We start from the raw sequence: 15,642 nt of genomic DNA, 5'->3' as shown, positions 1-15,642 counted from the left end.
TAAACGCAAAAACACGCGAAAACTCTTATAGCTTTGAGTTTTCTTTGCAATTTAGTTAGAAAAGCAGTTTCAACGTCCCCATATGCGCTACTTGCCTATTGACAACCAACTATTCGTTCACAACCGCCAGCGGCTTGCCCAGCTCCTGAAACCAAAATCGCTGGTGGTACTGAATGCCAATGACATCCTGCCGACCAATGCCGATGGCACGATGACCTTTCGTCAAAACAACGATTTATTTTACCTGACCGGCGTTGATCAGGAAGAAACCCGGCTTGTTTTGTTCCCAACGCACCCGGACCCGAAGTTTCGGGAGGTCTTATTTCTGCGCGAAACCAGCGAGCTGATTGAAATCTGGGAAGGGCATAAACTGACCAAAGCGGAAGCCGAACAAACATCGGGTATTTCGCAAAAGCAAGTTTACTGGACGCACCAGTTTGAGCAGATCTTCCAGCAAATGATCTTCGAAGCCGAACATGTGTATCTCAATACAAACGAACACACCCGTGCTACCGTGGACGTGCAAACCCGCGATGCCCGCTTCATCGAAGAATTTAAACAGAAATACCCATTGCACCATCTGGAGCGGTTGGCTCCGCTGATGCACTATCTACGGGCCATCAAGCAGCCGCAGGAGTTACCGCTTATCCAAACAGCCATTGACATTACGGACAAAATGTTCCGTCGGTTGCTTGGTTTTATCAAGCCGGGGGTGTGGGAATATGAGATTGAGGCCGAAATGATGCACGAGTACCTGCGCAACCGATCGCGGGGAGCCGCTTATTCACCGATTATTGCGTCGGGAGCCAACGCCTGCGTGTTGCACTACATCGACAACAGCCAGCAGTGTCAGGATGGTGATGTGATTCTGCTCGACATTGGTGCCGAATACGCGAATTACAATGCCGATATGACCCGTTCCGTTCCTGTCAATGGCCGATACACGCAACGCCAGCGGGCGGTGTACGACGCCGTACTACGTGTTATGAGAGAAGCGACACAGATGCTTCGTCCGGGAAATCTTTGGGATGAATACCACCGTGAAGTGGGCAAAATCATGGAGTCGGAATTGATTGGCCTTGGTTTGCTTGACCGTAGTGAAGTAGAAAAGCAGGACCCCGACGCACCGTTGTACAAAAAATATTTCATGCACGGCACATCTCATTTTCTGGGACTCGATGTACACGATGTTGGCAACAAATACCGCCGAATGGAGCCGGGTATGGTCTTTACCGTTGAGCCAGGCATTTACATTCCAAGCGAAAAGCTAGGCATCAGACTTGAGAACAATGTGTTGATTACCGAATCAGGCAACGTAGACCTGATGGCGAATATTCCGGTTGAAGCAGCGGAAATTGAGGAATTGATGAATGCGTAATGTTGCTTAGTTTGTCGTTTATACGGTATGTCCTGTGTTTGTTAACCAAGCGTTCATACCGTATAAACGACAAACAGTAAAGCTATTTCGCTTCCACCTTTTTGGTTTCTTCCAGCTCGAGTGCAATACTCAAGCTCGAATAAATACGACGGACTGCGGTTTCCAAACGTTCCCAGCCCGCGTCGGACGTTAAGTCGATATCAACAATGTGGTCGCGCTGGGTGCTGGTCAGCACAATGTTCGTTACGGCGGCAACCATCAGGCTTGTTATAGCGATAGGGTCATAGTCGGAGTACGGTGCCAGGCGATCAACCAGTTTTTTGTACGAATTATCACGAAATTCAGCCAGTCGACGGGCCAGTTCAGTTTCGCCATTGCTCATCTCCCAACGGATAAGCTCCTGCGATGGTTTGCGAGTGCGAAACTCCCGCATAAACTGGATCGTATACTCCGACCATATTTTACTACGCGTTTCAGCGGGAAGTTTTTCGGGTACAGACTCCATAAACTTCTCGTTGAACATTGACAGGAAGAAGCCGCGTTGGACATAAGCTTCTAACAATCCATTCCAACCGCCAAAATACCGGTAGATGAGCACTTTATTAACACCTGCTTTTTCGGCTACAGCGTTAATACCAGCCTTCTCGGTTCCCCGTTCGGCCATTACATCACCCATCGCCCGCAAGATGCGCTCCATAGTCATCTGACGGTTCCTACGCTTGACAATTTTCATTTCGTTAAAGTTTTTGTGTTAAAGAGGGATAAAGATGTCGTTGGATTTCGCGAAGAGACCAACAAAGAAATCTACTGAATTCTCCATCTGGCGACAAATATGAAAATAACTAATGATGTTACCAAGCAATAATCTTACCAACGTACAGGAAATTCCGAAAATTGTTGCTCTAATTGCCTGACAGCCTCAGCAACTTTGAGTTTGGGGATTACTACGGGGAGCCAAAAAGGGGAATAAGGGTCGTGATGCCATACCGGAGCCACATCGTGGGCCAGCTTGACCTGAAGTAAATACTCATTAGTACCTGCCGAAAGGCACTCGATGCTCAGAGAAGGCTGGGAAAAGAGCAGCCGTGGCTCAGGCCGTCCTGTTTTGTGCAGATGCCGTAACCACTTGATCAGCAAGTCAATTTCGTAGGTGTAGATAATAGCAGCGGTAGATACTGATCGGTGATGCTGCCAACCAGACCGAACGGCTACCTGCAACAAATTCCGGTCAGCAACCGAAACGCTGGTAGAAGGATTGCTGTAGTTTAAAAGATTTAGCTCAAAAAAGCTGCGTTGGCCAGCCAAAAGCATAAGCTCAGGGTCTATTTAGCAAGACATGAAAACATGAGCGTATCTAACGCCATGTATATACGTCAAAAGTAGATCCGAACGTATAGAAAGCACAACTTAACAAGCTCGCGTACTTACAAAAAGGTTTCTCTCTGGGCAGTTTGGTCTACCGCTCCGGATACGTAGCCAGCTGTCCCGACAGATCCCGGATCGCTTCATCCAGTTGTTTTCGGTTGAGCACCATATCCATTTCCAGCGGAAAATCGGGGTAAGGATGCCAGGCTGGCGTCAAAGCATGGTCCAGTTGAATCTGCAACCGATATTTATCACCGGGCAACGCCGTCGCGTCAAGGCTTAGCCCAGACTGAGAGAACGTCAGGGTAATATGATTGGCTGCTTTGTGCGAGAGCGAACGCAAGCCGCTCAGCAGACGCTGAACCTCCCACGTTTGCAACGGGGTCGCCTGCGAATCGTGGTGCTGCCGCCAGATCGTTGATACCTGGCACTGCAAATTGTTACGTTCGCGCCAGTTTGTGGTCTTGGCACCATAACCCACTATGGAAAATTCGAAAGAGCCGGCAGAAGAGATAAATTTCATAATAAAGAGCAGCTTACAACAGCTTAGTAAGTTAATAAACAAATAAACCGGCAGTTTGTTTGCCGACAAATTCGTCAGCGAGTAATTAGAAGTAAAGTGAAGTCGTCCGCTAGTCCGGTTTGTGTGAGATCACAATCTATTAACCGACTCTCTGCCCGACTTTCTTTATCTTTGCGGCCAAAAATCTGATCATAACAATATGGCAAATGTGCTCATTATTGGAGCGGGCGGAGTTGGTAGTGTCGTTGCGCATAAGTGCGCAATGAACAACGAAGTCTTCACGAATATAATGCTGGCTAGTCGCACCAAGTCCAAATGCGACCGAATTGCAGCCGAAATCCAGGAGATGCACGGCGTAACGGTGCAGACGGCTCAGGTAGACGCCGATGTCGTTGCGGAAGTGGTGTCGCTCATTCGGTCGTTTAACCCGTTTTTGGTTATCAACGTAGCCCTACCCTATCAGGACTTACCGATCATGGACGCCTGTCTGGAAGCGGGTGTTCATTACATGGACACGGCAAACTACGAACCCAAAGATGTCGCTAAATTTGAGTATAGCTGGCAGTGGGCTTACAAAGAGCGGTTTGAACAAGCCGGCTTAATGGCCCTGCTAGGCTGTGGCTTCGACCCCGGCGCTACGCAGGTGTTCACGGCTTATGCCAACAAGCATCACTTCGACCGGATGGATTACCTGGACATTGTTGACTGCAACGCCGGTAATCACGGAAAAGCGTTTGCGACGAATTTCAACCCCGAAATCAACATTCGCGAGATTACACAACCGGGTCGTTACTGGGAAAATGGTGAATGGGTCGAGATTCCAGCCATGAGCATTCACAAGCCAATCGATTACCCCGAAATCGGTCCGCGTGAGTCGTATGTTCTGTATCACGAAGAATTGGAATCGCTGGTCAAAAATTTCCCGACGCTGAAACGGGCGCGGTTCTGGATGACCTTCGGACAGGCTTACCTGACCCACCTCGAAGTGCTGCAAAATGTGGGAATGACCCGCATCGACTCGGTGAAATTCAACGGAATGGATATCGTACCGCTTGAATTCCTAAAAGCGGTTCTACCAGCTCCCGACACGCTTGGTGAAAACTATACGGGTCAGACCAGCATCGGCTGCCAGATTAAAGGTGTAAAAGACGGTGCTGACCGCACGTACTACATCTGGAACAACTGCGATCATGCTGAAACCTACCGCGAAGTGCGGGGCCAAGCCGTTAGTTATACAACGGGCGTCCCGGCCATGATCGGCGCTATGTTGATCGTTACGGGCGTTTGGCTGAAACCCGGCGTCTGGAACTGCGAAGAACTGGACCCAGATCCGTTTATCGAGCAAATGAACAAGCAAGGTTTACCGGTCAATGAGCGCGTCGATGTACCGCTGCCGCACGAGTATTAGTGCCTGATCGCTTGCATTGAAAGCCGTGCTATGGTTATTTTGAGTGACATCAGAAGCCTGGCACGGCTTTCTGTTTATTATCATTTCGAACGCTACTGCGCTGTAACGTATGAACTATCTATTCATCTGCTTTCTGGTCGCACTAAGCGAAGTCGCTCGGGCGCAGGCAGTCACTGACCCTACTGTTGACCTGCGTCTTAACAACCTGAACAACCCGTCTACCGGACCGCTGATCTTCAAGGTCGATGCCCGCTACGAGGGTCAGCACGGGTCGCCTTACTTTTTGCCCGGTTGGTCCAACGGCCAGGTTAGCCTGCGCGATGGTCGCCAGTACAAAGATGTACCGCTTAAGTTTGATGCTTACCGGCAGGCGCTGCTCCTCCTCCGACCTAAATCGGGTAATGATTCGATCATTATCGACCGCCAGACCGTAAACCGGTTTTTGTTGACCACTCCCAACGGACAACCGTATTTGTTTAGCCGATACCCATCAGCTAAAGTCACTGACGATGACGTAAAAGACGGCTATTTTCTAATCTTGTACGAAGGAAAAACAGCCCTCCTTAAGCGAATTGCAAAAACATTCAAGCCCGCTGATTACAAAGGCGGCTACTCGGCAGACATACGGTATGATTCGTACGGCGACGCGTTCTCCTACTATCTGCTCAAACCGGATCAGACACTAACCAAGATTAAACTCTCAAAAAAAGCCTTTCTCGACGCGATGAGCGACAAAGAAAGCGGCCTCAAAGCGTTTATCGATCAGCAAAAGCTTAGCTTCAAATCGGAAGAAGACGCGATAACGCTTGTTAAGCAGTACGATAGTTTATAAAAATAGGCTAACTCGGCTTTATTAATTGCTATTTACTTACGGATTAGTTATATTGAACAGTAATTATTCCTATCCCCATGAAATTGTTGCTGTTCCCTATGTTGCTTGCGCTTCTGTACACAAATGCAGACGCCCAGATCCGCGATACAACAAAAACAAAAAATCGGGGTGTAGTAGTATTGAACCCAAATACCCGGCGCAACGGCTACGAAACCTTCTCCAATAGTGATCAGATTGTTGGTGCTGGAACAGGGCCAACAACGGTTATTACCATCGATCACCGATACGAAGGATTACGCGGAACGCCGTATTTTCTGCCAGCGTGGCACAAAGGGCAAATTGAAATGACAGCTGGGCAGAACTACACGGAAGTACCGATTAAGTTTGACGCCTTTCGCCAGCATTTGATCCTGCTGCGGACGTGGGTCGGTAACGATTCAATCATTGTCAACGCGGATCAGGTGAAGTCGTTCCGATTAAACGATATTGACGGCCAGTCGTACCTGTTCAAACGCTTGCCAGCCGTTAAAACCGATGATGAAACATTAAAAGAAGGGTATTTCCTGGTTTTATACCAAGGTAAAAGCGCACTTCTGAAACGGGTTCTGAAGCGATTTAAGCAAGCCGATTATAAAGACCCTTATTCGACCGGAGTACGCTACGACTCGTTCAAGGATGTTTATTCATATTACATCCTAAAACCAGACCAAACGCTGAGTAAAATAAAATTATCGCAGAAAGCCTTGCTCGATGCGCTGGACGACCATAAGAACGCGTTAAAAGCTTATGTGAAGGGCGAAAACCTTTCTGTCAATACCGAAGCGGATGCGGTGCTCGTGATGAAGCAGTACGACAGTCTGTAGAGCTGTTATGGAATTCAGTATGGCTGGCCATCTATGCGGTATACACCAAACCGCACAAGGTCATGCATCAATCCAATGCGACTGCACTTACATTCGACGAGATCATTTTTCAGACTCGCAACCAGGCATACGGCGCTTTCAACTTACGCCAGACGTACCGATCAACGCTTACCCGCGCGCTGGGGGTCGGTATTGGCTTGTTTGTAATCGGTTTGTCAGCTCCCGTTTTATACAACCGGTTCTGGCCAAAAAACCTACTGGCTGATCAGCACGTAGAAACGGAAGTTACGCTGACAAAACTAGCGGAGCCGCCCGTCGAACCGCCTATTCAATTGCCACCCGTGGAGCAGGCTCCCGCCGTGAATACGGTTCGTAATTTGCCGCTGGTGGTCATGCCCGAGGCAGAGGTCGTGGAGGAAACCTTGCCCCCAACAACAGACGAGCTTCAGAACGCAACGTCTGGCACCCAAACCGCCGAGGGAACCGGTGACGTGGAGGTGATTACCGCTCCCGAAGCCAGCGCTCCTACTATCGTTGAACACGCACTCGAAGTCGCCCCAAAGACAGAGGAAATTTTTATTGGCGTCGAGCAGCAACCCGAATACCCCGGCGGCCTCGAAGCGATGCGTAGCTTTTTATCAAAAAATTTACAGTATCCTCGCTCGGCGGCTTCGGCAGGTGTTTCGGGTCGTGTTTTCGTGAGCTTCGTGGTCAATTCCGACGGTAGCCTCACGGACGTACAGCTTCTGAAAGGAATTGGCTTCGGCTGCGATGAAGAAGCCATTCGGGTTGTTCAGAAGATGCCCCACTGGAAACCGGGGAAACAGTCGGGCCGCCCGGTCCGGGTTAAGTACAACTTGCCCATCGCTTTTACGCTGGAATGATTACACACCGACGCGATCTTCCTGCTTCGCCAGCTTGCTTCTTCGAAATCCGTACGAGAAGTAGATGACCAAGCCAATAGCAAGCCAGATTCCGAAGATCTGCCAGTTACTCGCGCCAAGTTCGGTCATCAGGTACAGGTTCGTTAAAATGCCGATCACGGGAAGCAGCGAAAAATTATGCCGGAATCCCTGCACGGCTAGCACCACCCACACGCCCCAGAACACAAACAGGAGTGGTTTGCTTTCGAGGGTTTCCAGCAAGTTGGACCCCGTCAGCGAATAAGTGAAGGCGGCTAGCAAAACCAAACCAATGATGTATTTCCCGTTTACGTATGGAACCTTGAACTTGGACTGTGCCGATAATCCTTTCGCATCCAGAAACAGGATACCTGCGCAGACCAGAATAAACGCGAAAAACGTCCCTACGCTCGTCAGATCGACAAAAAACTTAAGATCCATGAACATGGACGGAATAGCAACGATAACGCCCGTAATGATGGTCGCAAAGGATGGGGTTTTAAACTTGGGGTGGATGGTGGCAAATCGTTTCCAGAGCAAACCATCACGGCTCATGGTCATCCAGATGCGCGGCTGGCCGAGCTGATACACAAGCAACGCGCTGGTGATGGCAACGACGGCGCTTACGGATATGATACCGGCCACAAAATCGAGGTTGACTTTCTGGAACACGTACGCGAGAGGATCGCTTACCCCCAGCTCTTTGTAATTGACCATACCGGTCAAGACCAGCGTAATTAACACGTACAGAACCGTACAGATGGTCAAACAGTACAACATAGCGCGGGGCATGTCGCGTTGTGGATTTTTACACTCTTCGGCGGTCGTTGAAATGGAATCGAAGCCAATAAAGGCGAAAAATACCGATGCGACCCCACTCAGTACACCCGACATGCCATTCGGAGCAAAGGGCGACCAGTTGGCGGGTTTCACGTAAAAAGCCCCGACGCCGATTACCAGTCCGATAACCGCCAGCTTCAGCACAACCAGAATATTGCTGGCCGTCCGCGATTCTTTAATACCGATGTAAACTAGCGCCGTAATTAGGACGGTAACGGCTCCGGCGGGAAGATTAGCAATCAGTTTCAAACTACCGAGTGCGGGGGCATTTAGGTACGCATCGGCCAGCAGCCGTGTATTTTCGGGGATCTCGCTCAGGGCCGTACCGCTTTGTTTTGCCTGCTGAACCAGTTCGAACGCGGCAGTTGCCGAGCCGTAATCGGTCGCCAAATATTTAGGAAACGTAATACCGAAACCGCTGAGCATGGACGTGAAATATTCGGACCACGAAATCGCCACGACCATGTTGCTGACGGCATATTCCAGAATCAGCGCCCAACCGATTACCCAGGCAAAAATCTCACCGAACGCGACATACGCGTAGGTGTAGGCACTACCGCTCACGGGCACTGTGCTGGCAAACTGTGCGTAACTAAGCGCCGTAAACACGCAGGCAATTGCCGTAAAAACAAAAAGCAGGGACACCGCGGGTCCGCCGTTGTAGCTGGCCAACCCGATTGTACTGAAAATACCAGCACCAATGATAGCGGCAATACCAAACGACGTCAAATCACGAACACCCAGTGTCTTTACCAGCTTGCTCGACTCGCCCTCTTCGGCATCGCTCAAAATTTGCCGGACGGTCTTTTTGCGAAAAATGGACATGTACAGGTTATAAAAAACGGTGTCTATTCCCGTTAAACGCTAAAAATAGAAATTCTTTCCGGTTTTTTGTACGTTGCTTTCACATTCAATACAGGACTTTGGACGTTAGATACAGGATGTTGGACAATACACATACTATCGGCAACAGTCCTGTCTGTAGCATCCGCCTTGGTCAGTTGTCCAATAATTCAGCGATACCATGTCCATTCGAGTTCAGAACCTTACGAAAGAATACAATAGCCAGCGGGCTGTCAACCAGATTTCGCTGACCGTACAGCCGGGCGAAATTGTCGGCTTCCTGGGACCCAATGGTGCGGGAAAATCGACCACCATGAAAATTGCCACTGGCTACCTGCCCCCAACCGATGGCACGGTCGAAGTGAATGGCTTTGACGTGCGAACGAACCCGATGGACGTCCGTCGGAGTGTTGGTTATTTACCCGAGCACAACCCACTTTATCTCGATTTATACGTCAAGGAGTACCTGCGCTTTGCGGGTTCCCTCCACGGTCTACATGGCGCAAACCTGACCCGGCGCATTTCCGATATGATCGACCTGGTTGGTTTAGGACGCGAGCAGCATAAAAAGATTGGACAACTGTCAAAAGGGTACCGGCAGCGGGTTGGCTTAGCCCAGGCACTGCTTCACAACCCACCCGTACTGATTCTCGATGAACCAACAACGGGTCTGGACCCAAATCAACTAGCGGAGATTCGTCAGGTGATCCGCGAAGCCGGTCGCGACAAAACCGTACTTTTCTCCACGCACATCATGCAGGAAGTCGAAGCCGTTTGTGACCGTGTCGTCATTATCAACCGGGGTCAGATTGTCGCGGATGGCTCGCTGAATCAGCTGAGAAGCGCATCAGCGGGAGAAGGTGTAATCGTTGTCGTTGCCGAGTTTGAAGATGAATTAGCCAGTTCTGATGTACTGACGACTGTCACGGGAGTGCAACGGGTAGAGCCGCTAGGCCAGGGCCAGTACCGGATTACGGCCGTTGCAAACACCGATCTACGAGCATCGATTTTTCGACTGGCTGCCGACCAGAACCTAACACTTGTCGGCTTGCGTCAACAGGAAAACTCATTGGAAGGAATCTTTAAGGAACTCACCAAGTAACGCGGTGACGTGGTATACCGACATCCTGTCCGCAATAGATAAACTCTGTCCTATAGAAGAACGAGTAAGCGTATGAAATGCAGAACGGCGAGACACACTGTCTCGCCGTTCGTTTGTTATCGATATGCGAACACTCTGTTCGCGCTGCTTATTTCACCGTTGCCATCAAAGGATACTGGTCGAAGATAGATCGAACGATCCCTTTGAAATAATTATTCTTGAAGTTCGGATTACGCATCATCTTCGACGCGTAGCCTTTCCAGATAACCTGATACGACTCTGCGTCGATCAACGAAATCATCAATGTTCCTTCATCCAGGTTGTAATCAATACGCTTGTACGTTGCATCATCATCTTCCCGAACCACCCAGTCTTTGATAACCGGCTGTTGATAGCCCCGGAACCGCAGGTCGGAACGGAAGATGTTATACGAGATCAGCAGGTTCGGATTGCGGTTGCTGACCCGGTAGCCACGTGCTTCCATCTGGTGACGGATTGCATCCTGGATATCGGAGCAAAGCAACGTTGAATCGACAAATTCACACTCTAAAAAATTAAACGATTCGTAGTTCTTGAAATGGCCCTCGTAGCTATAATCATGCTCCACAAACAACCTACTGGGCGAACAGCCCGCCATAGCCACAATAGCTAGTACAAACAAAACACCAACGCACTTTTTCATACACCAGCTCGTAAAAGTTTTTTCAATGAAATACTAGGAATAATTAGTAGCGGAATCAATCTTCTGGTCGAACCCAAATATAATCGTAAATGTTTGGTAAGCAACTGGATATTGCCAAATTTTAATGCTTATTTACCCCCCGGTAAAACTCGACCCCACGGCGCATTTCGGCAGCGGTAACCGACACATCGAATGCACAACTGCCGGGGCCATCCAGCAGGGCCATGCGAACCTGATTTCCCCGGTTTTTTTTGTCCTGCAACGTAAGCGCCAGAATCGGTTCAATGTCTGCATCGGTTAGTCGGATATTTCCATATACGGCAAACACGTATTCTTCGATTTGAGTCAGCAAATTTTCGTCGATCATCTTTTTGTGAAAAGCGATGTACGCTTCGGCGACCATACCCACTGCAATGGCTTCACCGTGTAATAGCCGCTTCCGGGGCTGGGTCAAAAAGTAGGTTTCGACGGCATGACCCAGCGTATGGCCGAAGTTCAGAATTTTACGTAGTCCCTTCTCCGTCGGGTCCTGCTCCACTACCCGCTGCTTTACCGCAACCGAGTGAGCGACCAGAGCCGACCAGTCCTGTTCGTCGAGATCGCGCCGACGAATTTCGTCCCACATGGCCGCATCGGCAATAAGACAGTGTTTAATAACCTCGGCAAAGCCCGAACGAAGCTCGCGTTCAGGCAGCGTAGCCAGAAACGCCGTATCGATCAGTACCGTATTGGGTTGCTGAAAAACTCCGATGTGGTTTTTAAAACCGCGAAAATCAATACCAAGTTTACCGCCCACACTGGCGTCAACTTGCGAGAGCAGCGTTGTAGGAACCTGCGCGAAGGCAATGCCGCGCTTGTAGGTAGCCGCACAGAAGCCGCCCATATCCCCAATAACACCGCCACCGAGATTGATGACCAACGCATGACGGTCAAAGTTAGCGCGCGTCAGTGCATCCCAGATCAATTCGCAGGTAGCAATGTGTTTTTGTTCTTCCCCGGCCTTGATCCGAACGAGTGTGTGCTTGGGTAGCACCGCTTTTAGGTCGGGATAGCAGAAACGGAAGGTATGGTTGTCGGCGATGACAGCAATGGCCGAGAAATCGTTAGCGTCTAAGAAAGCAGGAAGGCTTTCAGCGAGTGGGGCAATCGTTACAGTTGACATGCTGTAAAAATACGGTAGCCAACGGTAAGTATTTTTAATCTCAACCGAAATTATAGCTTTGTAACTCCTAATAAACTTAACCTACATCGATCTATTCATGAAGTTCCGTCACCGTGTACTGAGCGGCCTGTTCTTGCTATCTACCATTACTTACCTCGACCGGGTTTGTATGAACGTGGTAAGCAAATATGTAAAAGCCGATTTAAATCTTGATAACCAACAATTTGGCTACATTCTAGGCGCGTTCTCATTGGCCTACGCTTTGTTTGAAATGCCAACGGGTTCTCTCGGAGACAGGATTGGTCCGCGCCGGGTTCTGACACGAGTGGTGGTGTGGTGGTCGGCTTTTACGGCACTTACCGGTACGGCCTTCAACTTTCTGTATCTTCTGGTAATTCGATTTCTTTTCGGTGCGGGTGAAGCCGGTGCCTATCCCAACGCATCCATCGTCATTGCCCGCTGGTTTCCGACTGTTGAGATAGGCCGGGCGCAGTCGGTTATCTGGGCTGCCGGACGATTGGGCGGGGCGTTGACGCCGTTGATTGTCATCCCCTTGGTGCACTGGGCGGGTTGGCGCTGGGCTTTTGTTATGCTGGGTGTTGTCGGCGTTTTGTGGGCGATTGGCTGGTTTATTTCCTTCCGCGATGAACCAGCGGCCCAGCCTGGAATCAGCGACGAAGAAGTTCGGGAAATTGAGAAGGGACGTAAGATCAAATACTCGGATCACCAGATTCCCTGGAAAGCGATTCTGCGAAACCCCGACCTGTGGGCGTTGATGCTGATGTGTCACCTGTTCTTCTACGGGTCGTACTTTTTTACAAACTGGTCGTCGGTTTATTTTCAGGAAGGTCGTGGCCTGACCGAATCCGACACAAAGACGTTTATCTCGCTCTCCTATTTCCTGGGTGCTGTAGGCTGCCTGCTGGGTGGCGCGCTGAGCGATTTACTGAGCAAACATTACGGATTGAAATTCGGGCGTCGGGCCGTCGGTATCGGTGGCCTGGGATTGTCGAGTTTATTCTTTCTGCTGGCTGGACTCGCCACCAATAACCAAACAGCCGCCTACTTGCTCGCTCTGTGTGTATTGCTTAAAGATCTGGCGTTACCCGTTGCGTTTGCCGTATGCGTCGATATCGGGCAGCGTAACGCAGGTATTGTGGCCGGTGCCATGAACTTTGCCGGGCAACTGGGTGGCTTTTTCATCACCATCCTGTTTGGCATCATCGTCGAGCAAACAAAGAATTTCAACTACCCACTCTTCATGATTTCGGGTTGTCTGCTGGTGAGCGCCCTGCTCTGGCTCCGGATTGACCCTACTAAACCAGTAACCCTTGTAAAAAGCGAGCCAAACGCGTAACACCCCATATTGTTTGTAAAACGCTGATTATTATTCGGTTCGGGGCCGTTTACTTATAACACGCTCTCATTAGCCGTTTAATCTAACTAATCTCTATAGATTGGGTTGGTATTTAGGAAAGCAAATCGCTCCCTAAAACCACAAGGCTATGATTCTAAAAATGGATCAGCTCCCTATCGAGCTACCAGTTCCCACTAATCCCTCTGCCAATAACGCAGCGGCTGTTCAAGAATTACTGGGTGGCAAGTTTGGCGAGATGTCGACCCTAATGAACTACACGTTTCAGTCGTTCAATTTTCGGGGTCGGAAGAAGCTGCGGCCTTTCTACGATCTGATCTGTAGTATTGCCGGGGAAGAATACGGGCATATTGAAGTCGTAGCTTACACAACCAACCTGCTACTGACGGGTACCAGCAAACGAGGTATGGACCCGACGACGACCCCACTGGCGAACGGTGTGGATGCGCGTAACACAAGCCATTTCATTGCCAGTGGTCAGTCAGCCCTTCCGATGGATTCGATGGGACGATTCTGGTCTGGTGAAAACGTGTTCAACAGCGGTAATCTCAAGCTGGACTTACTGCACAATTTCTTTCTGGAGTGCGGAGCGCGGGCCAACAAAATGCGGGTTTACGAAATGGTCGATACCCCAACGGCCCGAACGATGGTCGGTTATCTGCTGGTTCGGGGAGGATTGCACGTAGTCGCTTACGCCAAAGCTTTAGAGAAATTGACTGGTGTGGAGGTGACTAAATTGCTGCCCATTCCGGACTTGAGTAATGACAAGTTTCCAGAAGCGAAGAAATTCATGGAGCAAAAGTTGCACCTGCAACTGTACACCTTCAGCCAGAACGATTATAAGCAGGCGGGTCTGATCTGGAACGGTCCGCACCCGGAAGATGGGCAGGAGTGTGTCGTTATCGAAGGAGCTATTCCCGGCCATACACCACCCGATCTGGACGAAGAACCGCAACTTAACGCTCCCGGCGCCGACGACTTTGATCCGCAGATGTTTGCGGATATGGCGAAAAAAATGGGAATCGATTATAAATACTAAGTGTCAGACTATAGAAAAGGCTGGAATCAAGGAAGAGGGTTGTGCCTCCTTCTCGATTCCAGCCTTTCGTTGTATTTACTAGCTACGAGATGGTTTTCAAACCATCCGCAAATGCTTTCATCTGGTCCATCGTCCCGAGACTGACCCGGCACCAATATTGCCCGTCAAATTTCCATTGACGGATACTTACGCCCTGGTCCATCATGCGACCAACAAAATCCTCGCCCTTCATCCGAATCGGGAACATAACGAAGTTCGCGCCCGACGGCAACGGCTCATAGTTGTGTTGTTTCAACACACCGTAGAGATAATCTTTCGACTCCTGCGTTTTTCCCAGCGAGAATTTGATAAAATCTTTGTCCTGTAAGCTAACCATGGCTGCCCGCAAGGTAGTCATGCTCAGGCAGCCTCCCCCCGTCGCAAACTTGCTGATTTGCTCCAGTAGCTCAGGCTTGGCAATCATGTACCCCGTCCGCAGACCAGCAAAACCGTGTACTTTCGAGAAGGTCTTGGTAATAATGACGTTGCTCCCTTTCTTGACCATATCCACCATCGTGTAGGCTTTTGGGTCGGGAGTATAGTCGATGTAGGCTTCGTCAACCAGAATCGGCGTTTTGGCTCCTACAGCTTCGCAGAAGGCTCGTAGTTTGGCAGGGTCTACGGTGATGGCCGTTGGGTTGTTAGGATTGCAGAGGTAAACCATCCCGGTCTGGCTCCCCACCCGTTCGTTTAGCTTGTTCAGGTTGATGTCGTACCCATCGGCAGCCACGAGCGGCACTCGATCCATCGTGATGCCGTGCTTTACCGCCGAACGAGGTAGCGCATCGAACGTCGGATCGGGGGCAACAATCGTGCGACCAGCATTTGGTCGGTAAGCTGCCCAGAGCGCAGCCGCCGTCAGCAACTCACCCGAGCCAGCACCCAGTAACACATACTCCTCCGGAACCCCTTCTGTATCAGCTACCATCTTGCGAAATTGCCGGGCGTACTCCATCGCGTACAGGTATCCATCGGGAGCCGCTTCCGTGATGGTTTTAAGCGCCTTGGGCGAAGGACCATACGGATTCTCGTTTGCCGAAAGCCGCGCCTTCAACGCACCACTTTTGGGGGGAGCGTAGCCCGCAGGTACTTCTAATTCTGGTTCGCAGAAGGCAGCCGGAGCAGCAGCCAGACTTAGTCCCGATAATACACTGGCGCGGAGCCAGTCTCGACGGTTGATTGACATAAGTAAGCGTTGATAGTAAGACAAAAGGGATGTTGAAACTATGTATGAATACGTTGATTAATTGGCGGTATAGTCTGCAATCAGTCAGTTATAAATCTGTTCG

General features: G+C 50.0%; 15 protein-coding genes. 8 read left to right on the top strand and 7 right to left on the bottom strand.

The genetic code is table 11. The features are described 5' to 3' along the window. Nucleotides 1–82: 82 nt before the first annotated feature. On the top strand, nt 83–1,378 hold the full coding sequence (locus M0L20_RS12085) for an aminopeptidase P N-terminal domain-containing protein (RefSeq protein ID WP_232561223.1): 1,296 nt from the start codon (nt 83–85) through the stop codon (nt 1,376–1,378). 82 nt (nt 1,379–1,460) lie between these two features. Here M0L20_RS12085 and M0L20_RS12080 read toward each other — a convergent pair whose 3' ends face one another. From M0L20_RS12080 to M0L20_RS12070, 3 genes are all read right to left on the bottom strand, one after another. After that, the gene (locus M0L20_RS12080; RefSeq protein ID WP_232562793.1) at nt 1,461–2,081 is read right to left on the bottom strand and encodes a TetR/AcrR family transcriptional regulator; all 621 of its coding nucleotides are present in this window, start codon (nt 2,079–2,081) and stop codon (nt 1,461–1,463) included. 164 nt (nt 2,082–2,245) lie between these two features. Beyond that, nucleotides 2,246–2,689, bottom strand: a complete 444-nt coding sequence (locus M0L20_RS12075; protein WP_248477197.1) for a WapI family immunity protein — start codon at nt 2,687–2,689, stop codon at nt 2,246–2,248. Nucleotides 2,690–2,834: 145 nt separating this feature from the next. After that, nucleotides 2,835–3,266 (bottom strand): WapI family immunity protein, encoded by a 432-nt coding sequence (locus M0L20_RS12070; protein WP_232561221.1) that lies wholly within the window; start codon nt 3,264–3,266, stop codon nt 2,835–2,837. Between the two features lie 199 nt (nt 3,267–3,465). Between M0L20_RS12070 and M0L20_RS12065 the strand changes: the two genes are divergently transcribed. The 4 genes from M0L20_RS12065 (at nt 3,466) to M0L20_RS12050 (ending at nt 7,253) form a co-directional block, all read left to right on the top strand. Beyond that, nucleotides 3,466–4,674: a saccharopine dehydrogenase family protein gene (locus M0L20_RS12065; protein ID WP_248477196.1), complete on the top strand. Its 1,209-nt coding sequence runs from the start codon at nt 3,466–3,468 to the stop codon at nt 4,672–4,674. A gap of 109 nt (nt 4,675–4,783) precedes the next feature. After that, nucleotides 4,784–5,506: a hypothetical protein gene (locus M0L20_RS12060; protein ID WP_248477195.1), complete on the top strand. Its 723-nt coding sequence runs from the start codon at nt 4,784–4,786 to the stop codon at nt 5,504–5,506. A gap of 77 nt (nt 5,507–5,583) precedes the next feature. Then, nucleotides 5,584–6,369, top strand: coding sequence for a hypothetical protein (locus tag M0L20_RS12055; protein WP_248477193.1), 786 nt, complete (start codon nt 5,584–5,586; stop codon nt 6,367–6,369). 62 nt (nt 6,370–6,431) lie between these two features. Next, nucleotides 6,432–7,253: an energy transducer TonB gene (locus M0L20_RS12050; protein ID WP_248477192.1), complete on the top strand. Its 822-nt coding sequence runs from the start codon at nt 6,432–6,434 to the stop codon at nt 7,251–7,253. Here M0L20_RS12050 and M0L20_RS12045 read toward each other — a convergent pair whose 3' ends face one another. Then, a complete protein-coding gene (locus M0L20_RS12045; protein ID WP_248477190.1) occupies nt 7,254–8,936 on the bottom strand; it encodes an amino acid permease in 1,683 nt (560 codons plus the stop codon). Between the two features lie 199 nt (nt 8,937–9,135). Between M0L20_RS12045 and gldA the strand changes: the two genes are divergently transcribed. Beyond that, a complete protein-coding gene (gene gldA, locus M0L20_RS12040) occupies nt 9,136–10,056 on the top strand; it encodes a gliding motility-associated ABC transporter ATP-binding subunit GldA (protein ID WP_232561215.1) in 921 nt (306 codons plus the stop codon). Nucleotides 10,057–10,204: 148 nt separating this feature from the next. Here gldA and M0L20_RS12035 read toward each other — a convergent pair whose 3' ends face one another. Further along, nucleotides 10,205–10,738, bottom strand: coding sequence for a DUF4136 domain-containing protein (locus M0L20_RS12035; protein WP_232561214.1), 534 nt, complete (start codon nt 10,736–10,738; stop codon nt 10,205–10,207). A gap of 121 nt (nt 10,739–10,859) precedes the next feature. Continuing rightward, entirely contained in the window at nt 10,860–11,900 is a 1,041-nt protein-coding gene (aroB, locus tag M0L20_RS12030) for a 3-dehydroquinate synthase (protein WP_248477188.1), read from the bottom strand. A 97-nt stretch (nt 11,901–11,997) separates the two neighbouring features. Between aroB and M0L20_RS12025 the strand changes: the two genes are divergently transcribed. After that, nucleotides 11,998–13,257 carry an MFS transporter gene (locus M0L20_RS12025; protein ID WP_248477186.1) on the top strand — a complete coding sequence of 420 codons (1,260 nt, stop codon included), beginning with the start codon at nt 11,998–12,000 and terminating at the stop codon, nt 13,255–13,257. A gap of 148 nt (nt 13,258–13,405) precedes the next feature. Then, nucleotides 13,406–14,314 carry a manganese catalase family protein gene (locus M0L20_RS12020; protein ID WP_232561211.1) on the top strand — a complete coding sequence of 303 codons (909 nt, stop codon included), beginning with the start codon at nt 13,406–13,408 and terminating at the stop codon, nt 14,312–14,314. Between the two features lie 82 nt (nt 14,315–14,396). Here M0L20_RS12020 and M0L20_RS12015 read toward each other — a convergent pair whose 3' ends face one another. Next, nucleotides 14,397–15,539, bottom strand: coding sequence for a pyridoxal phosphate-dependent aminotransferase (locus M0L20_RS12015; RefSeq protein WP_248477185.1), 1,143 nt, complete (start codon nt 15,537–15,539; stop codon nt 14,397–14,399). Nucleotides 15,540–15,642: the final 103 nt, after the last annotated feature.

Origin of the sequence: Spirosoma liriopis (assembly GCF_023196085.1) — a bacterium.
In the GTDB taxonomy this organism is placed as follows: Bacteria; Bacteroidota; Bacteroidia; order Cytophagales; family Spirosomataceae; genus Spirosoma; species Spirosoma oryzicola.
This window is presented reverse-complemented; position numbering and strand designations above follow the sequence as displayed.